A 21,466-nucleotide genomic window follows, 5' to 3' on the forward strand; every position below is an offset into this window, starting at 1 on the left:
GGCCGGTCGGAGCACCGAGCGCTTCGACCGGCCCAGCATGGGTGGGACCCCTAGTCGCGCACCCGCTCGGCCGTCGCCGGCCGCGTCACATCGGTGCCCCGCGCACCCGACGCCCCGGCGGACTCCGCGGACTCGTCTTCGTATCGCCCGCCGATCCTCGACACCAGCCCGGTGACCTGCCGGGCGATGTCCGGCGCGGTCAGGCCGATCTCGGCCATGACCTCCTTGCGGGAGGCGTGGTCGAGGAAGCGCGGCGGGATGCCGAAGTCGCGCACCGGCATGTCGACACCGGAGTCGCGCAGCGCCTGGGCGATGGCGGAACCGACGCCGCCGACCCGGCTGTTGTCCTCGACGGTCACGACGACGCGGTGGCGCTCGGCGAGCGCGGGCAGCTCCTCGTCGACGGGCTTGACCCAGCGCGGGTCGACCACCGTGGCGGAAATGCCCTGTTTGTCGAGAAGGTCGGCGACCTCCAGACACATCGGGGCGAGCGCGCCGACCGAGACGAGCAGCACATCGGGCGCGTCCTGGTCCGCCGCCGCGGGCTCGCGCAGCACATCCATGCCGCCGATCCGGCCGACGGCCGCGACCGCCGGGCCCACCGCCCCCTTGGAGTAACGCACCACGGTCGGCGCGTCATCGATCTCGACAGCCTCGCGCAGCTGGGCACGGACCTGGTCGGCGTCGCGCGGGGCGGCGATCCGCAGGCCCGGGACGACCTGCAGGATCGACATGTCCCACATGCCGTTGTGCGAGGCCCCGTCCGTACCGGTGATCCCGGCGCGGTCGAGGACGAAGGTCACCCCGCACTTGTGCAGCGCGACATCCATCAGCACCTGGTCGAAGGCGCGGTTCAGAAAGGTGGCGTAGACGGCGAAGACCGGGTGCACACCGCCCGTCGCCAGCCCCGCCGCCGAGACCGCCGCGTGCTGCTCGGCGATGCCGACGTCATAGACCCGGTCCGGGAACCGCTTGGCGAACTCCGTGAGGCCCACCGGGTGCAGCATGGCCGCGGTGATCGCGACGATGTCCTCGCGCTCCTCGCCGAGCTTGACCATCTCCTCGCCGAAGACCGAGGTCCAGTCGGCGCCGGAGGCGGAGATCGGCAGTCCGGTGTCGGGGTGGATCTTGCCGACGGCGTGGAAGCGGTCGGCCTCGTCCTGGAGGGCGGGCTGGTAGCCGCGGCCCTTCTCGGTGAGACAGTGCACGATGACCGGGCCGCCGAACCGCTTGGCCCGCTGCAGCGCGGACTCCAGCGCCTCGATGTCATGGCCGTCGATCGGGCCGACGTACTTCAGCCCCAGATCCTCGAACATGCCCTGCGGGGTGATGAAGTCCTTCAGCCCCTTCTTGGCGCCGTGCAGCGTCTCGTAGAGCGGCCGGCCGACCACCGGGGTGCGCTCCAGCAGATCCTTGCCGCGGGCGAGGAAGCGCTCATAGCCGTCGGTGGTACGGAGCGTGGCGAGGTGGTTCGCGAGGCCGCCGATGGTCGGGCCGTACGAGCGCTCGTTGTCGTTGACGACGATGACGAGCGGCCGGTTCTTGGCGGCGGCGATGTTGTTGAGCGCCTCCCAGGCCATACCGCCGGTCAGCGCGCCGTCGCCGATCACGGCGACCACATGGTCCTGCTTGCCGAGCAGCTCATTGGCCTTGGCGATGCCCTCGGCCCAGCCGAGGACGGTCGAGGCGTGGCTGTTCTCGATGACGTCGTGCTCGGACTCGGCGCGTGAGGGATAACCGGACAGACCGCCCTTGCTCTTGAGCCGGGAGAAGTCCTGGCGGCCGGTGAGCAGCTTGTGGACGTAGCTCTGGTGCCCCGTGTCGAGCAGCACCTTGTCCTTCGGCGAGTCGAAGACGCGGTGCAGGGCGATGGTCAGTTCGACCACACCGAGATTGGGGCCGAGATGTCCACCGGTCTTGGAGACGGCGTCGACGAGAAAGGCGCGGATCTCCGCGGCCAGCTGGTTCAGCTCCTCCGGAGCCAGCCGGTCCAGATCGCGCGGTCCCGTGATGCGGGTCAGCAGCACCCGTGCCTCCTTGCTTCGAGCGTCTCCAACGAGCATGGCCAGTCCGCAGAGTCTAATGCCCCCTCTTTCCAGGGCTCGGTTCGCCTCCGGGGCGCTCCAGCCACTGTCGACAGTCGACCGTGCTCGGCCCCCCTTTTTTCAGGGCTCGGTTCGCCTCCGGGGCGCTCAAGCCACTGTCGACAGTCGACCGTGCTCGACCCCTCGTTCCTCGGGGTCTCCGCGCGCTCTCCCTTACGACAGCGGCGCGCCCCTTCGGCTCACTCGCCGGTACGGCGGCGCACCGAACACCGATAGGGAGCCCGAGGGGCCTGCGCGCGCACTCGCCCTTACGACAGCGGCGCGCCCCTACAGCCCACTCGCCGCTACGGCGACGCACCGAACACCGACAGGGACCCCCGAAGGGCCTGCGCACGCACTCACCCTTACGACAGCGGCGCACCCCTTCGGCTCGCCCCCTGCTACCGCTGGGAGGTGCCCCCAGCCGGCAGGGCGGGGCACCGCACAGCGACGGAGAACCCGCGTTGCTCCCGCGCCCGGCGCCCCGGAGGCGAACCGAGCCTCAAAAAGAGGGGGCGCGCCCGGCACCGTCCGCGAAGACGGTGCCGGGCGCGCCAGGCCGCGGGGCCGAAGGGGGTCAGCCGCGGCCGGCCGAGCGCTGGGTTCTGCGCGAGACCGAGTCGATCACGACGGCGGCTAGCAGCACACCACCGGTGATCATGTACTGGACGGAGTTGGCGACGCCCAGCAGGCTCATACCGGAGGAGATCGATCCGATGACCAGCATGCCGAGCAGCGCCGACCAGACCGAGCCACGGCCGCCGAAGAGGCTGGTGCCGCCGATGACCGCGGCCGCGATGGCCTCCATCAGCAGGTTGCCGGTGCCGCCCTGCTGGCTCGCGGAGCCCACCCGGGAGGCGATCATGAGTCCGCCGACGGCGGCCATGAACCCGGACAGCGCGAACACCGAGACCCGTACGGCGGCGACGTTGATGCCCGCGCGGCGGGCGGCCTCGACGCTGCCGCCCAGCGCGATCACCTTGCGTCCGTAGGCGGTGCGGCGGACCACGAAGTCGAGGACGACCAGCACCATCACGAAGATCACCAGGCCGAGGGGCAGGCCCTTGTACTCGTTCAGCCGCCAGGCCGCGACGAAGACGATCACGGCGATCACGGCGGTGCGCACCAGGATCTCGCTCAGCGGCCGGGAGGGTACGCCGACCGCCTTGCGGCGCCTGCTGTCCAGGAACTGGGCGAGGAAGAAGCCCACCACCGCGACCCCCGCCGCCCCGTACGCGGCGACGAGCTGGCTGAAGTAGTGATTGGTGAGGCTGCGCACAAAGCTGTCGTCGTCGATGCCGATCGTGCCGGTGGTGCCCAGCACCTGGAGCATCAATCCGTTCCAGGCCAGCAGACCGGCGAGGGTGACGACGAAGGCCGGGACGCCGATCTTGGCGAAGAAGAAGCCGTGCAGTGCGCCCAGAATCGCGCCGGAGGCCAGCGCGGCGGCCACGGCTATCCCCTCGGGCACGCCGTGATTCACGTTGAGCACCGTGAGGGTGGCCGCGGCCAGACCGCTGAGCGAGCCGACGGACAGATCGATCTCACCGAGCAGCAGCACGAACACGATCCCGACGGAGATCATGCCGGTGCCGCCGAGCAGGATGGACAGATCGGAGAGGTTCTTGGGCGAGAGGAAGGCGTCGTCCTTCCACTGGAAGACCGCCCAGATGACGGCGATGCCGACGATGACCGGGACCGCGCCCAGATCGCCGCTGCGCAGCTTGCGGCCGAACTCGATCAGGTAGCCCTTGAAGCCCTCCTGACGCACCAGCAGCCGCGGGTCGACGACCGTGACCGCGTCCTTGGCGACCGGGTTCGCGTCGGCCGGGCCGGCGGGGGCCTTGTTGCCGCCGTGCTTGGCCTTGCGGACATTCTTGGTGGTCACTTGGCGACCTCCCCGCTACGCGCCTTGCGGCGCGTCACGGCGTTGTCCGTGGCGCCGGTGATGGCGGAAATGATCTCTTCTTGAGAGGTGGTCCGGACGTCGAAGATGCCGTTGTTACGGCCCAGCCGCAGCACCGCGACGCGGTCGGCGACGGCCTTGACGTCGGCCATGTTGTGGCTGATGAGGACGACGGCGAGGCCGCGGTCGCGCAGCCGCTCGACCAGGTCGAGGACCTGTGCGGTCTGCTCGACGCCGAGGGCGGCGGTCGGCTCGTCCAGGATCACCAGCTTGGGCTCGCCCAGCATCGAGCGGGCGATGGCGACGGTCTGCCGCTGACCGCCGGACAGCGAGGCGATCGGGATCCGCACGCTCGGGATCCGGATCGACAGGGTCTGCAGCAGCTCGCGGGAGCGACGCTCCATCTCGACCTCGTCGAGCACCCCGGCGCGCGTGATCTCGCGTCCGAGGAAGAGGTTGCCGACGACGTCGATGTTGTCGCAGAGGGCGAGGTCCTGGTACACGGTCGCGATGCCCAACTCCTGGGCGTCATGCGGCCGGGTGACCTGGACGGGCTTGCCCTGCCACTCCAGGACGCCCTCGTCGGCGGGACCGACTCCGGCGATGGTCTTGACGAGGGTCGACTTGCCGGCACCGTTGTCGCCCACCAGGGCGACGACTTCACCGGCATGGACCTCCAGATGGATGTCGGTGAGCGCCTGAACGGCGCCGAACCGCTTGGAGATCCCGCGCAACGCCAACACGGGTCCGTTCGGCACGATGGCCATCTCCGTTCCAGGCAGGGGAGACCCTGCTGTGTGACGGAGGGGAGAGCGCTCTCTCCCCTCGAATGGGGGGTGTCAGGGGGGCAGCGGACGGGCCGCCCGTGGGTCACGGACGGCCCTGCTCCGCGCTACTTGAGAAGACCGGCCTCTTTGCACGCCGCCTTGTACTTGGCCGTGCAGATCTGGCTGACCTTGTACAGACCGTCCTTGACGACGGTGCTGTTGATGTTGTCCTTGGTCAGCGAGACCGGGGTGATCAGCGTGGCCGGGATGTTCTTGTCGGTCGGGCTGTCGACCGTGTTGGACTCGTTCACCTTCTCACCGCGGCCGACCGCGAGGGCCATCTCCGCGGCGGCGGTCGCCTCCGGCTCGTACGGCTTGTAGACGCTCATGTACTGCGCGCCGTCCAGGATCCGCTGCACGCCCGCGAGTTCGGCGTCCTGGCCGGTGACCGGGGGCACGGGGCTGAAGCCGCCGCTCTTGAGCGCGGTGATCGCGCCGCCCGCCATACCGTCGTTGGCGGAGTAGACGCCGATGATGTTGTTCTTGCCGAGGGACGAGATGGCGCCGCCCATGGCCTCGTTGGCCTTGTCGGGCAGCCAGCGGTCGATGTCGTACTTCTTGCCGATGTTCACCTTGCCCTCAAGGACGGAGAGCGCACCCTTCTTGAAGCTGCCGGCGTTGGGGTCGGCCTCCCAGCCGTTGAGCATGACGATCTTGCCGTCCTTGGCCTTGTCTCCCAGCGCCTTGACCAGCGCCCGGGCCTGGACCTTGCCGACCGTCTCGTTGTCGAAGGAGGTGTACCCGGCGACCGGGCCCTCGGCCAGCCGGTCGTAGGCGACGACCGGGATGCCCGCCTCATGGGCCCTCGTGACCGAGCTGGCGATGGACTTGGAGTCCACCGCGTCCAGGATGATCGCGTCGACCTTCTTGGTGATCATCGAGTCGACCTGCTGCTGCTGCAGCGCGGTGTCCGACTTGGCGTTGACGTAGAGGACCTTGCAGTCCGCACAGGCCGCCTTGATCTTCTTCTCGATCAAGGGGTGGTCGAAGTTCTCGTATCTCGCCGTCTGGTCCTCGGGCAGCAGCAGCCCGATGGTCAGCGGACCGGTCTTCTTCTTCTGCGCCGCCTTGGCACTGTCTGCCTCTTTCGCCGAGCCACAGGCGGCGAGCGAGACGGCCATCGACACGACGGCGGTGGCAAAGGCGACGCGACGCATCGTTGTGTTCATTCTGGGGGTGACCTCCCTGACGAGGCCGCGTCATTGCGGCCGAGGTGGCAGGAAGTCAACTCGGCCGCCCGCATGGCGTCAAGAAGTAAATCCTTAACGAGATGGCAACGGTGCCATTCGTTATCTGAGTGAACGCAGCCGGACAGGCTGGATGAACAGAGCGTGACGGACAAAGCCCGAAACGGCGGACAGGCGCCCCGGCCGGAGCAGCGGTCAGGTGAGGACCGGGGTCCCCGGCGACAGCGCGCCGTCCAGCAACGTCGAATCGCCCATCTCGCTCAGCACCAGTGCGAGCGCGCCCAGCACCTCGGCCCGGCCGCCGAGCGCCCCGGGCATCACCGACAGCTGACGGGCCGCGCTGGGGATCGCGTAGCGCGCGACCGACTCCCGGATCGGGGCCAGCACCAGCTCCCCCGCCTCGGCGAGATGGCCACCGAGCACCATCCGGCTGGGGTTGATCAGATTACAGAGACTCGCCACCCCGCTACCGATGTGGCGCCCCACGTCCGCGATCACCCGGCGGCAGCCGGGGTCGCCCTCGCGGGCGAGCTGCACCATGCGCTCGACGGTCAGATCCGTGCCATGGCTGGAATACAGCAGCGGCAGCACATAGCGGGCCGCGGTGAAGGTCTCCAGGCAGCCGCGGTTGCCGCAGCGGCAGACCGGACCCGACTCATCGAGGGTGATATGTCCGATCTCGCCCGCCGTACCGCCGGGGCCGCGGTAGATCTGCCCGCTGATCACCAGACCGGCTCCGACACCGTCGGCGACCTTGATGTACGCGAGGTCGCCGACCCCGCGCCCCGAGCCCCAGACCAGCTCGCCGAGCGCGCCCAGGTTGGCATCGTTGTCCACATGCACCGGCACCCCGAGCCGCTGGGCCAGATCGTCCCGGGGATTGGTGCCCGCCCAGCCCGGCAGAATCGCGGTCGAGCCCAGCGTGCCGGTCTCCACATCGATCGGGGCGGGTACCCCGAGGCCGACGCCGACCACCTTGTCCCGGCTGAGGCCACTGGCCGTGATCAGCCTGCTGACCAGCTGTTCCGCCCGGTCCAGACCCTGCGAGGAGGAGGCGTCCACATCCAGCGGCTCGGCCTCCTCGGCCAGCACCTGATGGGCGAGGTTGCCGATGGCGACGCGCAGATGCGTATGGCCGAAGTCCACGCCGACGACGATGCCCGCGTCCCCGCTGAGCGAGACGCTGCGCGCCCGGCGGCCGCCCGCCGAGGTGGGCGTGACCTCTACCGTGCCGCCGTCCTTGAGCTCCCGCACGATGTTGGAGACGGTGGCGGCGGACAGCCCGGTGGAGCGGGCGATCTCCGCCTGGGTCAGCGACCCCGCCATGCGCACCGCACGGACCACCCGCTCGAGGTTCGCCCGGTGCAGCGACGACTGCGATCCCGGAGTCTCCACGCCCATCCACTCCCGCCTACGCGGACGGCACGACGGCCGTTCCGCAGGCCGGGCCGCAGCAGTGAGGCCCGGCTTTGTCTCCAACATGTGAACCCTAAGCTGAGCCGCCTCGGTTGTCCCACGTCAAGTACTTGACAGCTTGAGGACTCCCAGGTCCCGGCCCAGCCGCCAGGGTACGACCGACTCCCCAGGTCAGGAACCCGGCGGCCCCGCCCTTCCGCTGGCTCGGGAAGGGCGGGGCCGCCGTCGATGATGTCGCTGAGGGCTCGCGGAGCTCGCCGGGCTACTTCAGGGCGCCCGCCGTCAGACCCGCCTGGACCTGCCGCTGGAAGACGATGTAGACCCCGAGCACCGGGAGCATCGCGAGCACCAGACCGGCGAACAGCGCCGACCAGTCGCCCTTGTACTGCTGGCTCGCCGCGAGCTGCACCAGCCCCTGTGTGAGCACCCGCTTGTCCTCGTCGGTATTGAGCACCGTCGGCAGCATGTACTGATTCCACTGCCCGAGAAAGTTGAAGATGCCCACACTGATCAGACCCGGCTTCGCCATCGGCAGCATCACCTGGAAGAAGGTCCGGGTCTGCGAGGCCCCGTCGATCAGCGCCGCTTCCGCTACCGAACTGGGCAGCGTTTTGAAGAACGAGGTGAGGAAGAAGACGGTGAAGGGCAGCGAATAGGCGATATAGACAAGAACCAGCCCGTGGAAGGTGTTCAGCAGGGCCATGTTCTTCATGACGAAGAACAGCGGCACCAGCGCCAGGATGATCGGGAAGCTCATCCCGCCCACGAACATGAAGTAGATGACGCGCTTGCCCGGGAATTCAAAGCGGGCCAGGACATACGCCGCCATCGAGCCCAGCAGCATGGTGCCGATCAGCGAGCACCCCACCACCAGGACGGTATTGAGGAAGAAGTCGCCGATGTTCGACTTGTTCCAGGCGCGTGACCAGTTGTCGAAATGCAGGGTGTCGGGCAGCCCCCAGGGAGAGGTGAAGATCTGCTTGTCGGTCTTGAGGGAGCTCATGACCGCCCACAGCAGCGGCATGGTCACCAGCAGTGCCCAGATGACCAGCATCCCGTGCGAGAAGACGTTGAGGACCTTCCGCTCCCCGCCGATCCGGCCCTCGGGGGTATGACGCGGGGGGATCCGGTCGCCCGCGGGCGGCGCGACGGGCGCCTCGTCGTCCTTGGTGACGCCGGGGAGCTCCGACGGCTGTGCGTGTGAGGTCATCAGTACTCCAGTCGTTCGCGCCGGCCCAGCTTCGAGACGATGACCGCGAAGATCATGGTGACGATCAGCATCGCCACCCCGATCGTCGTCGCGCGGCCCGCCTGCCCGTCGCGGAACGTCTTGGTGTAGACGTAGTAGCCCATGACCTCGGTGGAGTCAGCGGGCCCGCCCGGCCCCACGGTCATGATCTGTACGACGGCGAACGCGTCGAGGGCGAGGATCCCCATATAGATCCAGCCGGTCTGGACGGTGTCCCAGAGCAGCGGCAGGGTGACCCTGAAGAAGGTCGTGATCCGGTTGGCGCCGTCCAGCAGCGCCGCCTCGTAGAAGTCCTTGGGGATGGCGCTCATCCCGGCGGAGAAGAGGACGACGTAGAAGCCGACGTTGCACCAGATCATCACCACCATGAGGCACCACAGGGCGATCTTCGGATCGGCCAGCCAATCCTGCTGCAGAGCGTCGAGCCCGACTCCGCCCAGAAAGGCGTTGAGTGCCCCGTTCCGGGGGTTGTAGGTGAACTGGAACAGCAGGGCGACAATCGCGATCGACAGCACCTGCGGGAAGAAGTAGACCACCTTGTAGAGGCCCGAGCCGCGCACCCCGGAGATGGCCGCGTTCTTTCGACCGCGGCCACCCACATTGAGCATAAAGGCGAAAAAAAGCCCGAGGCCGAGCGTCACCAGCGGCACGACCAGCAGCAACAGCACATTGTGGCCGACCGATTTCCAGAACAGGTCGTCGTGCAGCAGCCAGGTGTAGTTGTCGAATCCGACCATCTTGAAGTCGGAGCTCAGCCCGGTCCAGTCCGTGAAGGAGTAATAGATGGCCTGGACGAACGGCGAGATCACGAAGACCGCGTAAATCGCCACCGGGAGCACCAGGAACCCCACCGGGAAGCCGTACTTCCGGTACCACCGGACAAACCGGTTTCCCGGGGAGCCCGCGCCGGAGCCGCGCTTCATCACGCCCCGCGCGCCGGACTGGTACTTAACCTGCTGCATGTCTACCGACCTCGGTCTTCCCCGCGGATAACACCGCTGGTGACGCATCGAACCTCATCAGACGTGCTTGTACTTCTTGACGGCGTCGTCCTTGGCCGTGTCATCGGCGAACTTCTGGATCTTCTTGATCGCCTCGGCCGGGGTCATGCGTCCCGCCATCATCTCGCCCAGCACGCCGACGCCGATCTGCTGCTTCTCCAGCGCGACGTACCAGTCCTGCAGCCGCGGGTTGACGACGTTCTTGCCGGCCTTCTCCAGCGCCGCCTGCGCGGACGCCAGGCCCGGCGGCAGGGAAAGACCCTCGGTGCCGCCGTTGAGCGAGGAGAGCGAGGAGACCTGCTTGACGAAGTTCTTGGTGGACTTCTCCCCGAGCATGATCCGCAGCAGCTCCATGCCGCCCTCGGCGTTCTTCGCCGCCTTCGGCACGATGAAGGGCTCACCGCCGGAGGCCCAGATGGTGCCGAACGGCATCTTGTCGCTCTTGTCGAGGCTGGAGGGCGCGCTCACCGCCATCCGGAAGTTCTTCGGCGTGGTCTTCTTCGCCTCGTTCTCCACCCAGGAGCCGTTGGGGATGAACAGCGCCTTGCCCTCGTTCCACGCGGTCTGCGACTCGATGTGGGTGAGGCCCGGGGTGCCCTTGAGGATGTAGCCCTTCTTGTAGAGCTCGTAGTACGCGTCGAAGGCGGCCTTGACGGCCGGGTGCTTCCAGGCGTTCGGCTCCAGATTGTCGATGGCGGTCAGCACATCGGCGCCGCCGATCTTGGCGATGAAGGGGTAGAGGCTGAACGGCAGGTAGTACGGGAACTTGCCCGGGTAGGTCCAGCCGGCGATGCCCTTCTTCTTCGCCGCCGCACAGACCTTGAGCATGTCGTCCCAGGTCTCGGGGTACTCCGCGTCCAGCTTCTGCAGGTTGGTCTTGGAGTACCAGACGCCGTACACGGTGTAGGCGTAGTAGAGGATCCAGACCGGCTTGCCGTCGAACTGGCCCATCTCGACGACACCGGGGCGCAGCGTCTCGCGCACGGTCTTCTTCGGGTCGTCCAGGGAGGGCGCGTCGAGCAGCGGGGTGAGGTCGGTCAGCTGGTTCTTGGCGACCAGGGTGCCGAAGTCCATCTGCTCGGCGCCGGAGTTGTCGATGAGGTCCGGTGGGGTGCCGCCGTTGAACCGCGGCTGCAGGGTGGTCTGGATCTTCTGGGTCGCGGCGTGCTTGACCTTGCCCTTGGGGAAGGCCTTCGCGTACTCCGCCTCGGCGTCCTTGGCGTACTGCTGTCCGAAGCCGCCGTCGAAGATGACGACGTCGAGCGGGGCGCTCGCATTGACGGACAGCGGGTTCTTCTTGGACTTCGTGCCCTTGTCGACCTTCTTGGAGTCGTCGTCGCCGCCGCTCGCGCACGCCGTCAGCACGCTCATGGACGGCACGGTGATCAGTCCGATCGCCGCCGACCGCTTGATCAGGTCACGCCGGCCGAAATCTGGGGTGGATCCCATGCTCAAGTCCTCGCCTTCGTCAGGACTCAGGCGGTGTAACGTCCCCCGTACATGCTCGCCTCCGGCGAGGGGCCCGACACCGCGGGTCAGTTGAAGCGTGAAGCGGAGTATTGCTGGGGAAGTGCCGGGGATTGCGGAGGACCCGCCGAGGCCCGCGCGATGTGGGCCGCGGTACGGCCTTTCCCCTGGGCCGACAGGTATAGTCCACTGGGCCCCACTGGGCAAGATCGAACGGTCATTGGGCGGCAGTCTTTCCCGAGTTGAGACCTGTCCGACATACCGTAGGGGACACAGCCCGTACGGCACGCCGCCGTGCGCGCCATCCTCGAGAGGCGGTCCCTTTGTTCCGGAAGCAGCTCACCCTTACCACCAGTGTTGTCGTGACCGCGACACTCGTGCTCATTTCGGGGTGTGGCTCCGACAGAGGCGGTTCATCCGCCGGGGGCGGCAAGGGCGGCGCGGTGATAGGCAAGGGCATGGCCCAACTTCCCGTGGAGCCCACCGAGGAGCCGACCGAGGAGCCGACCGGGGAGCCCGCGAACGACCCGTACGACGACCCCTCGGACACCCCCACCGGCGGCTCCGGCCTGGTCAGCCCGGACGCCAAGATGGGCACCTGCGGCTGGAGCTCGGACGGCAAGCCCTACGCCAATGTGGAGATCAGCAACTCCAGCTCCACCACGGCCTACTACTCGCTGCTGGTCGGATTCGTCGACAGCTCCGAGGAGGTCGTGACCACCGGCATCGAGTCCGACGCCTCGGTGGCGGGCGGCGCCGACAAGACCATCAAGGTCCACGGGCTCAAGGCGGACAGCTCCAAGACGGCGAAGAAGTGCCGGCTCTCGCTCGCCACCAAGTCAGATCAGGCCGGCTGACGACACACCGGAATCACTCCACCAGGCGCGGGCCGTACCGCCAACCGAGGTACGGCCCGCGCCGTGTTGTCCGGCCGCATCGATCCCTGCCGCATCCTTGACACCACCCTTCCCCTGCCTCCCTACTTATCTCTGCCCGACTCAATTGACAACGTTGTCAGATTCATTGAGAGGCTGAGTATGCGACAGAGACGACGACAGGGACGATGGCGTGGGATCGGACGGCCGGCCGCCCTGGTGGCGGCCGTCCTGCTGGCGGTGACGGCCCAGGGCGCGGCGGTCGCCGTACCGCGCGACCCGGGCGCCGCGCACCACGCCGACCGGGCATTCGCCTCGTCCTTCGAAGCGGGCGATCCGCAGCCCGACTGGCGCAACACCGTGGAGACCGGCCCCGACGGGAAGAAGAAGGCCTCCGGGGTCGACGGCGGCTACTCGTCCGGCATCCCCGGCAATGTCACCGACAAGGTCACCGAGGTCCGGGCGAGCGGCGAGAACACCTCGGCCGGTGAGATCAAGGAGAACCTGGTCGACGGCGAGGTCACCAGCAAATGGCTGGCCTTCGACAAGACCGCCTGGCTCGAGTTCGATCTGAGCGAGCCGGTCGAGGTCGTCCGCTACGCCCTCACCTCCGCCAATGACGCCCCCGGCCGGGATCCGAAGGACTGGACCCTCAAGGGCTCCGCCGACGGCTCCGACTGGACGACGCTCGACACCCGTCAGGGCGAGGCCTTCTCATCACGCCAACAGACCCGTGAGTTCGGCTTCGACAGCTCCACCGCGTACCGGCACTTCCGGCTGGAGATCACCCGCAACGCCGGGGACGACCTCGTCCAGCTCGCCGAGGTCCAGCTCGCGAACGGCGACACCACGCCGCCCGCGCCCTCCGAGATGCGCACCCAGATCGACCGCGGTCCGACCGGCTCCCCCACCGCCAAGGCCAACGCGGGGTTCACCGGGACCCATGCGCTGCGCTACGCGGGCACCCATGAACCGGACGGCCGGGCGTACTCCTACAACAAGGTCTTCGACGTGGACACGGCCGTCACCCGCGACACCCTGCTGTCGTACCAGATCTTCCCGTCGATGCCCGAGACCGATCTCAACTACCCGGCCACCCATGTCTCCGTCGATCTCGCCTTCACCGACGGCACCTACCTCAGCGAGCTGCCGGGCGCGGTCGACCAGCACGGCGCGCGGATGAGCCCGCAGGGCCAGGCCGCCTCCAAGACGCTGTACGTCAACCAGTGGAACCACAAGGAGTCCCGGCTCGGCGTGGTCGCCGCGGGCAAGACGATCGACCGCATACTCGTGGCATACGACTCCCCCAAGGGCCCGGCGCAGTTCCGCGGCTGGGTGGACGACATCTCCCTCGCCCCCAAGGCGCACGGGAAGCGGCTGTCGCATCTGTCGGACTACGCCGTGACCACCCGGGGCACCAACTCCAGCGGCTCCTTCTCGCGCGGCAACAACTTCCCGGCGACCGCCGTCCCCAACGGCTTCAACTTCTGGACTCCGGTGACGAACGCGGGCTCCACCGACTGGCTCTACCAGTACGCCCGCGCCAACAACGCCGACAACCTCCCCACCATCCAGGCGTTCAGCGCGAGCCATGAGCCGAGCCCCTGGATGGGCGACCGGCAGACCTTCCAGGTGATGCCGTCCGTCGCGTCCGATGTCCCGGACGCCTCCCGGACCGCCCGTGCCCTCCCCTTCCGCCACGACAAGGAGAGCGCCCGTCCGTACGCGTACGGGGTGACGTTCGAGAACGGCCTCAAGGCGGAGATGGCGCCCACCGACCACGCCGCGATCATGCGCTTCACCTATCCGGGTGAGGACGCGAGCGTCGTCTTCGACAATGTCACCGGCGACGGCGGGCTGACCCTCGACGCCGAGCACGGGGTCGTCTCCGGCTACTCCGACGTCAAGAGCGGACTGTCCACCGGGGCCACCCGGCTCTTTGTCCACGGGGTCTTCGACGCACCCGTCAGCGCGGGCGGCAAGCTCTCCGGAGACGGCGGCAAGGATGTCACCGGCTACTTCCGCTTCAAGCCGGGCAAGGACCGCACCGTTACCCTGCGGCTGGCCACCTCCCTCATCGGCATCGATCAGGCGAAGGCCAACCTCGACCGCGAGATTCCGGCATCGGCCTCGTTCGGGCAGGTGAAGCGGGCAGCGCAGCGGGCCTGGGACAAGATCCTGGGCGTCATTGAGGTCGAGGGCGCCGATCATGACCAGCTCACCACGCTCTACTCCAGCCTCTACCGGCTGTACCTCTATCCCAATTCCGCTTTCGAGAACACCGGGACCGGGGCCAAGCCCAAGTACCAGTACGCCAGCGCCTTCTCGCCAGGCTCCGGGGAGAACACCCCGACCCACACCGGCGCGAAGATCGTCGATGGCCAGGTCTATGTCAACAACGGCTTCTGGGACACCTACCGCACCACCTGGCCCGCCTACTCCCTCCTCACCCCGAAGCGGGCGGGAAAGATGGTCGACGGGTTCGTCCAGCAGTACAAGGACGGCGGCTGGATCTCCCGCTGGTCCTCGCCCGGCTACGCCGACCTCATGACCGGCACCAGCTCGGACGTGGCCTTCGCCGACGCCTACCTCAAGGGCGTCCGCTTCGACGCCGAATCCGCGTACGACGCGGCACTGAAGAACGCCACCACCGTGCCGCCCACCTCGGGCGTCGGCCGCAAGGGCATGCCCACCTCGCCCTTCCTCGGCTACACCAGCACCGAGACCCACGAGGGCCTGTCCTGGGCGCTGGAGGGCTATCTCAACGACTTCGGACTGGCCCGGATGGGCAAGGCGCTCTACGCGAAGACGAAGAAGGCCCGCTACCAGGAGGAGTCGGAGTACTTCCTGCACCGCGCCCAGAACTACGTCACGCTCTTCGACGACAAGGCGGGCTTCTTCCAGGGCAAGGACGCCGACGGAAAGTGGCGCGTCCCCTCGGACACGTACGACCCCCGGGTCTGGGGCTACGACTACACCGAGACCAACGGCTGGGGCTACGCCTTCACCGCGCCCCAGGACAGCCGGGGCCTGGCCAACCTCTACGGCGGCCGGTCCGGGCTCGCCAAGAAGCTCGACACCTACTTCTCCACCCCGGAGACCGCCTCCCCCGAGTTCGCCGGCTCCTACGGCGGCGTCATCCATGAGATGACCGAGGCGCGGGACGTCCGCATGGGCATGTACGGGCACAGCAACCAGGTGGCCCACCACGTCACCTATATGTACGACGCGGCCGGCCGGCCCCGGGAGACCCAGGAGAAGGTCCGCGAGGTGCTCTCCCGCCTCTACACCGGCAGCGAGATCGGCCAGGGCTACCACGGTGACGAGGACAACGGCGAGCAGTCCGCGTGGTACGTCTTCAGCTCGCTGGGCTTCTATCCGCTGGTGATGGGCGGCTCGGAGTACGCGGTCGGGTCGCCCCTGTTCACCAAGGCCACGGTGCATCTGGAGAACGGCCGCGACCTGGTGATCAAGGCCCCGCGCAACAGCGCGCGGAATGTGTACGTCCAGGGCCTGAAGGTCAACGGCAGGCCCTGGTCGTCCACGGCCCTCCCCCACTCGGTGCTCGCGCGGGGCGGGACGCTGGAGTTCGCGATGGGGGCGCGGCCGTCGCAGTGGGGCACGGGCAAGAACGCCGCGCCGTCCTCCATCACCCAGGACGACAAGGTGCCCACCCCACGCCGCGACCTGACCGTGCCCAGCGGCGGCACGGCCCTGCTGGACAACACCTCCGGCACGGAGGCGACGTTCGAGTCGGTGGACCTCCCGGTCACCGAGCCGGGCCGCGCCGTCCAGTACACCCTGACCTCGGCGGACCACGCCAAGGCCCCGTCCGGCTGGGTGCTCCAGGGCTCGCGGGACGGCGAGAAGTGGCAGGAGCTGGACCGGCGCTCGGACCAGTCCTTCGCCTGGAACAAGCAGACCCGCGTCTTCTCGGTCGACGCCCCGGGCACGTACGCCCACTACCGCCTGGTGCCGGACGACAAGGCCACCCTCGCGGAGGTCGAGTTGCTCGGCTGATCCATGAGGAGGGCCGGGCCCGCGGGTCCGGGGCCCGGCCCTCGTCCGGGCGCGGGTGCGTGCCGCCCGGCGACGCGCCACCGGGCGGCACGCGGCTTGGCCACCTTGCCCGCCGTCTCGCGCCTTCGGCGCATGGAGCATGGGTGGGATAGGGGGCGGTCCGCCCCGCTGCCATCCGGCGGGCCGAGAGGGGCGGGGGCCGGTGGCGCATGGGGTCCGTGAGGGGGCTGTGGTAGCGGGCGGCCGCGGGCCGATGCCTCGTACCGGCCCTTCCCGGTACCCCTCTCGGAAACGTTTGATGAAGCGTTTGCGCCAGATCAAGCGTTTTTTGGGGGGTACCCCCATCGGCAACGGCGTGGGCCCGGCCTCCGGGCCCGCCGATCTCCCCGTTCCTCCGCGCGGCCAAGGACGGCGAGTTCGACCGCCTCACCGGGGACCGGTGGGGGCCGCCTCGCCGTCGTAGTCCAGCCGGGCCTGCCCGACCTTGGGCAGATTGTCCGCTGACCAGGTCGCGAGCGTGGCGAAGAGCAGCGCCAGGCTGCGGCCGAGGTCGCTGATCTCGTACTCGACCCGCGACGGGACCTCCGCGTGCCCGAGGAGCTGAGCGGACGGTTCAGCCCGCGCAGCGCCATCACCCACCGTCTCGACGTCCGCCGCTACGCCGGCCAGAAGCGGGCCGCGGGCCGCCGAGCCCGCGTACGGCCGCGTCCAGGACCCACTCCGCCAGGTCGCTGGCCGCCCATCACTCCCAGGGCAACGGGACCGGCCGCATGAACGCCGTCATCGTCTGCCGCCCCGCGGTCGCCGCGCAGCGCGGTGGCCCCCGGCGGCGGGTCATGGCGGCCGCGGTGGAACACCGTCACCTGCCAACCGCGCCCGAGCGCCGCCTCGGTGACGGCTCGCCCCACGAACTCCGTACCGCCCAGCATCAGAAGTCTCATGACGGGGACTGTGCCCGCTGACCGTCGCCGACAGAACCACTGCATGCTCTGAGCAGATTCGCCCTGAGCGGAAGCCGGGCGGCGGGAGCCCGGCTTCCGCGACGCCCCCGCCGTGACTCCTCCCCGGTATGGTCTTGCCGTCCGGGGCCCGGAACGCCTTGGTCGCGAAGATCAGCCGCTTCCGCACCCCCGACAACCCCGCGACGGATTCGCCATGATGGGCGCATGATCCTCCGCAAGCTACGTGACACCGAGGAGGACGCCGAGGCGGTCTGGGACGTGGCCGCTGCCGCCTTCGGCGACTCCAGCGCCCTCATGGGCGAAGCCGACAGCGTGTGGCCACCGCAGTACGTCTCCGACGTCCGCAGCCGGAACCGGCATCTCGCCCGCACCGACCCGGGCGGCTGCTGGATCGCCGTGGACGACGAGGGAGCGCCGGTCGGCGCGGCCCTGTCCACGCGGCGCGAGGGCACCTGGGGGCTGGCGATGTTCGCGGTGCTGCCCGAGGCGCAACGGCGCGGCGTCGGCCGGGAGTTGCTGGCCACCGTGCTGACGTACGGCCGGGGGTGTCTGCGCGGGATCATCTGCGGCTCGCAGGACCCGCGCGCGGCGGCGACGTACCGCCGCGCGGGCTTCGCCCTGCACCCGGCGATGCGGCTGTGCGGCACCGTCGGACCGGAGACCAAGGAGCGTCTGTCCGCCCCCGACGGCGCCGTCCACGAGGGGCTGGCCCGCCACCGGGACCTACTCGACTCCGTCGACCGCCGCACCCGGGGCGGGGCCCATGGCCCCGACCACGACCTGCTGCTGCGCCAGCGACGCCTGCTGGTGGTGGACGACCTGGCGGGCAGCGGATACTGCTACGTCGCCGACGACGGCAAGATCGAGCTGCTGGCCGCGACCTCCCGCCGCCTGGCCAAGCGCCTCCTGACCGCCGCCCTGCTCTGCATGCCGGACGGCACCGACGCCCGCGTACCGAGCCTGACGGCGGAGCAGCAGTGGGCGGTCGACGTCGGTCTGGAAGCGGGTCTGGAGCTGTCCACCGGCGGCTATGTGTGCCTGCGCGGCATGCCGCCCCCGGCCCCGTACATCCCGTCGAGTACGTTCCTGTGACCGGATCCGGATAGTCCCCGATCGAGGTCCCGCCGGCGCTCGCCGCCGCCCACAGCCGGTACGAGGGGGCCGCCGGGCGTGCGTGGACGGCAGTGCTTCCCGGGCCGGCCACCGCCTTCATGGATCGCTGGGAGCTGCGCCTTGACGGGCCGCCGGCGCACGGCGTGATGGCGCTGGTGCTGCCCGTGCTCCGGGCGGACGGCTCCCGGGCCGTCCTCAAACTGCAGCCCGTCACCGCGGAGAGCGAGGGCGAACCCGACGACATCACGGCGACCGGGGATGTGCCGCGCGCGGTGCGCCGACGGTTCGATCTGATGACCGAGGTGCTGGGCCTGGACCGGGAGCGGGCACGGGGCTGGACGCTCGCGCGCGTGCCGCAGAACACGCTGTGGGAGGTGAGGGAGGGCGAAACGGCGGTCCAGCCGGCACAGACGGCCATCGCCCGCGCGCTGCTCACCCGCTGACGCGGACGGGCGCACCGGCTGACGCGGACGGGCCGCACCGGCTGACGCGGACGGGCCGCACCCCGCCGTGGGGGTGCGGCCCGTCCGTACGTACTACAGCGGCGCTTACTTGCGGATCAGCGACCGCAGCACGTACTGCATGATGCCGCCGTTGCGGTAGTAGTCCGCCTCGCCGGGGGTGTCGATGCGCACCTTGGCGTCGAACTCGACCTCGCCGGCCTTGACCTTCACGGTCTCCGGGATGCCGCCGTCATTGAGGGCGGTGATGCCGGTGATCTCGAAGGTCTCCTCGCCGGTCAGGCCGAGGGCCAGGGCCGAGGAGCCCTCGGGGAACTGGAGCGGGAGGACGCCCATGCCGATGAGGTTCGAGCGGTGGATGCGCTCGTACGACTCGGCGATGACGGCCTTGACGCCGAGCAGCGCGGTGCCCTTGGCGGCCCAGTCGCGGGAGGAGCCGGAGCCGTACTCCTTGCCGGCCAGGATGACCAGCGGGATGCCGGCGGCCTGGTAGTTCTGCGACGCGTCGTAGATGAAGGAGACCGGCCCGCCCTCCTGCGTGAAGTCGCGGGTGAAGCCGCCCTCGGTGCCGGGCGCGATCTGGTTGCGCAGCCGGATGTTGGCGAAGGTGCCGCGGATCATGACCTCGTGGTTGCCTCGGCGGGAGCCGTAGGAGTTGAAGTCACGACGCTCGACACCGTGCTCGATGAGGTACTTGCCGGCCGGGGTGTCGGCCTTGATCGCACCGGCCGGGGAGATGTGGTCGGTGGTGACCGAGTCGCCCAGCTTGGCCAGCACCCGGGCGCCCGCGATGTCCTCGACCGGGGTGAGCTCCATCGTCAGGCCCTCGAAGTACGGGGGCTTGCGGACGTAGGTGGACTCGGGGTCCCACTCGAAGGTGTCACCGGTCGGGATGGGCAGCGCCTGCCACTGGGCGTCACCGGCGAAGACGTCGGCGTAGCTGGTGTGGAACATCTCCTGGCCGATCGCGGAGGCGACGACCTCCTCGACCTCCTGCTCGGAGGGCCAGATGTCGCTCAGGTGGACCGGGTTGCCGTCCTGGTCGATGCCCAGGGCGTCGCGCGTGATGTCCACCTTCATGGAGCCCGCGATGGCGTACGCGACGACCAGCGGCGGGGACGCCAGGTAGTTCATCTTGACGTCGGGGTTGATCCGGCCCTCGAAGTTGCGGTTGCCGGAGAGGACGGCGGCAACGGCGAGGTCGGCCTCGTTGACGGCCTTGGAGACCTCCTCCGGCAGCGGGCCGGAGTTGCCGATGCAGGTGGTGCAGCCGTAGCCGACGAGGTTGAAGCCGAGCTTGTCGAGGTACGGGGTGAGGCCCGCCCGGTCGTAGTAGTCCATGACGACCTTGGACCCGGGGGCCAGGGTGGTCTTGACCCACGGCTTGCGGGTCAGGCCCTTCTCGACGGCCTTCTTGGCCACCAGGGCGGCCGCGACCATGACGTACGGGTTGGAGGTGTTGGTGCACGAGGTGATCGCGGCGACGGTCACGGCGCCGTGGTCGATCTGGTACTCGGTCCCGTCGGGGGCGACCACCGGGGTCGGCTTGGTGGGCACGCCGTTGGAGACGGCCGGGGCGTCCGAGGCCGGGAAGGACTCGATGCCCGCCTCGTCCAGGTCGGCGACGGGGACGTAGTTACGGACGTCCTGCGCGAACTTCTCGGCGGCCTCGGCCAGCACGATGCGGTCCTGCGGACGCTTGGGGCCGGCGATCGACGGGACGACCGTCGCCAGGTCCAGCTCCATCGTCTCGGAGAAGTCCGGCTCGGCGGCCGGGTCCAGCCACAGGCCCTGCTCCTTGGCGTACGCCTCGACGAGCGCGAGCTGCTGCTCGCTGCGGCCGGTGAGCTTCAGGTAGTTGATCGTCTCGCCGTCGATCGGGAAGATCGCCGCGGTCGAGCCGAACTCCGGCGACATGTTGCCGATGGTGGCGCGGTTGGCGAGCGGGATCGAGGCGACGCCCTCGCCGTAGAACTCGACGAACTTGCCGACCACACCGTGCTTGCGCAGCATCTCGGTGATCGTCAGCACCAGGTCGGTGGCGGTGGTGCCGGTCGGCAGCTGGCCCGTGAGCTTGAAGCCGACGACGCGCGGGATCAGCATCGAGACCGGCTGACCCAGCATCGCGGCCTCGGCCTCGATGCCGCCGACGCCCCAGCCGAGCACACCGAGGCCGTTGACCATGGTGGTGTGCGAGTCGGTGCCGACGAGGGTGTCCGGGTACGCCTGGCCGCCTCGGACCATGACCGTACGGGCCAGGTGCTCGATGTTCACCTGGTGGACGATGCCGGTGCCGGGCGGGACGACCTTGAATTCGTCGAAGGCGGTCTGGCCCCAGCGCAGGAACTGGTAGCGCTCGCGGTTGCGGCCGTACTCCAGCTCCACGTTCTTCTGGAAGGCGTCCGGCGCACCGAAGACGTCCGCGATCACGGAGTGGTCGATGACCAGCTCGGCCGGGGCCAGCGGGTTGATCTTCGCCGGGTCGCCGCCGAGCTCCTTGACGGCCTCACGCATGGTGGCGAGGTCCACGACGCACGGCACACCGGTGAAATCCTGCATGATCACACGGGCCGGCGTGAACTGGATTTCCTGGCTGGGCTGGGCCTGCGAGTCCCAGCCGCCCAGCGCGCGGATGTGGTCGGCGGTGATGTTCGCGCCGTCCTCGGTGCGGAGCAGGTTCTCCAGCAGCACCTTCAGGCTGTACGGGAGGCGGGCGGACCCCTCCACCTTGTCCAGCCTGAAGATCTCGTACGACTCGTCGCCCACCTGCAGGGTGCTGCGGGCGTCGAAGCTGTTCGCCGACACGACAGTCTCCTTCATGCATGAATTCGCGCGTACCACCGCAATGCTGCCGTCACATGCCCGCGCCGATCCGCTAAGGCAGGGCTAAGTTAGGTA

Annotated in this window: 13 protein-coding genes and 2 pseudogenes; 4 read left to right on the forward strand and 11 right to left on the reverse strand. The window is 69.0% G+C overall.

Features of this window, described 5'->3' with window-relative positions:
* Positions 1-50: 50 nt before the first annotated feature.
* The 8 genes from dxs to ngcE all read right to left on the reverse strand — a co-directional run bounded on the left by dxs (position 51) and on the right by ngcE (position 11,119).
* Positions 51-2,027, reverse strand: a complete 1,977-nt coding sequence (dxs, locus tag ABZS71_RS03275; RefSeq protein WP_356207139.1) for a 1-deoxy-D-xylulose-5-phosphate synthase — start codon at positions 2,025-2,027, stop codon at positions 51-53.
* Positions 2,028-2,661: 634 nt separating this feature from the next.
* Entirely contained in the window at positions 2,662-3,972 is a 1,311-nt protein-coding gene (locus ABZS71_RS03280) for a sugar ABC transporter permease (RefSeq protein ID WP_355850550.1), read from the reverse strand.
* A complete protein-coding gene (locus ABZS71_RS03285; protein ID WP_355850553.1) occupies positions 3,969-4,757 on the reverse strand; it encodes an ATP-binding cassette domain-containing protein in 789 nt (262 codons plus the stop codon). The genes ABZS71_RS03280 and ABZS71_RS03285 overlap by 4 nt, the downstream gene beginning before the upstream one ends.
* 125 nt (positions 4,758-4,882) lie before the next feature.
* Positions 4,883-5,986, reverse strand: coding sequence for a substrate-binding domain-containing protein (locus tag ABZS71_RS03290; protein WP_356207141.1), 1,104 nt, complete (start codon positions 5,984-5,986; stop codon positions 4,883-4,885).
* A 213-nt stretch (positions 5,987-6,199) separates the two neighbouring features.
* Positions 6,200-7,399, reverse strand: a complete 1,200-nt coding sequence (locus tag ABZS71_RS03295) for an ROK family transcriptional regulator (protein ID WP_355850559.1) — start codon at positions 7,397-7,399, stop codon at positions 6,200-6,202.
* Positions 7,400-7,682: 283 nt separating this feature from the next.
* Positions 7,683-8,630, reverse strand: coding sequence for a carbohydrate ABC transporter permease (locus ABZS71_RS03300; protein WP_356207143.1), 948 nt, complete (start codon positions 8,628-8,630; stop codon positions 7,683-7,685).
* Positions 8,630-9,592, reverse strand: a complete 963-nt coding sequence (locus ABZS71_RS03305; protein ID WP_355850693.1) for a sugar ABC transporter permease — start codon at positions 9,590-9,592, stop codon at positions 8,630-8,632. Before ABZS71_RS03305 ends, ABZS71_RS03300 begins: the two co-directional genes overlap by 1 nt.
* 96 nt (positions 9,593-9,688) lie before the next feature.
* On the reverse strand, positions 9,689-11,119 hold the full coding sequence (ngcE, locus tag ABZS71_RS03310) for an N-acetylglucosamine/diacetylchitobiose ABC transporter substrate-binding protein (RefSeq protein WP_356207145.1): 1,431 nt from the start codon (positions 11,117-11,119) through the stop codon (positions 9,689-9,691).
* Between the two features lie 380 nt (positions 11,120-11,499).
* Between ngcE and ABZS71_RS03315 the strand changes: the two genes are divergently transcribed.
* Together ABZS71_RS03315 and ABZS71_RS03320 are read left to right on the forward strand one after the other, a co-directional pair.
* On the forward strand, positions 11,500-11,994 hold the full coding sequence (locus ABZS71_RS03315; RefSeq protein ID WP_356207147.1) for a PT domain-containing protein: 495 nt from the start codon (positions 11,500-11,502) through the stop codon (positions 11,992-11,994).
* Positions 11,995-12,174: 180 nt separating this feature from the next.
* Complete coding sequence (locus ABZS71_RS03320) at positions 12,175-16,032, forward strand: GH92 family glycosyl hydrolase (RefSeq protein WP_356207150.1); 3,858 nt, start codon at positions 12,175-12,177, stop codon at positions 16,030-16,032.
* Positions 16,033-16,458: 426 nt separating this feature from the next.
* Here the strand turns inward: ABZS71_RS03320 and ABZS71_RS03325 are convergent.
* Positions 16,459-16,623 (reverse strand): annotated as a pseudogene (locus ABZS71_RS03325) (winged helix-turn-helix transcriptional regulator); the annotation flags it as partial.
* 200 nt (positions 16,624-16,823) lie between these two features.
* Positions 16,824-16,973, reverse strand: a pseudogene (locus ABZS71_RS03330) (reductase); the annotation flags it as partial.
* A gap of 225 nt (positions 16,974-17,198) precedes the next feature.
* Here ABZS71_RS03330 and ABZS71_RS03335 point away from each other — a divergent pair.
* Together ABZS71_RS03335 and ABZS71_RS03340 are read left to right on the forward strand one after the other, a co-directional pair.
* Positions 17,199-18,086 carry a GNAT family N-acetyltransferase gene (locus ABZS71_RS03335; RefSeq protein WP_355850574.1) on the forward strand — a complete coding sequence of 296 codons (888 nt, stop codon included), beginning with the start codon at positions 17,199-17,201 and terminating at the stop codon, positions 18,084-18,086.
* Positions 18,087-18,106: 20 nt separating this feature from the next.
* Positions 18,107-18,550: a hypothetical protein gene (locus tag ABZS71_RS03340; RefSeq protein ID WP_356207534.1), complete on the forward strand. Its 444-nt coding sequence runs from the start codon at positions 18,107-18,109 to the stop codon at positions 18,548-18,550.
* Positions 18,551-18,655: 105 nt separating this feature from the next.
* On the opposite strand, the gene acnA is transcribed toward ABZS71_RS03340, so the two are convergent.
* A complete protein-coding gene (gene acnA, locus ABZS71_RS03345) occupies positions 18,656-21,373 on the reverse strand; it encodes an aconitate hydratase AcnA (protein WP_355850577.1) in 2,718 nt (905 codons plus the stop codon).
* Positions 21,374-21,466 lie beyond the last annotated feature (93 nt).

The organism is Streptomyces sp. NPDC005393 (assembly GCF_040606675.1).
GTDB lineage: Bacteria > Actinomycetota > Actinomycetes > Streptomycetales > Streptomycetaceae > Streptomyces.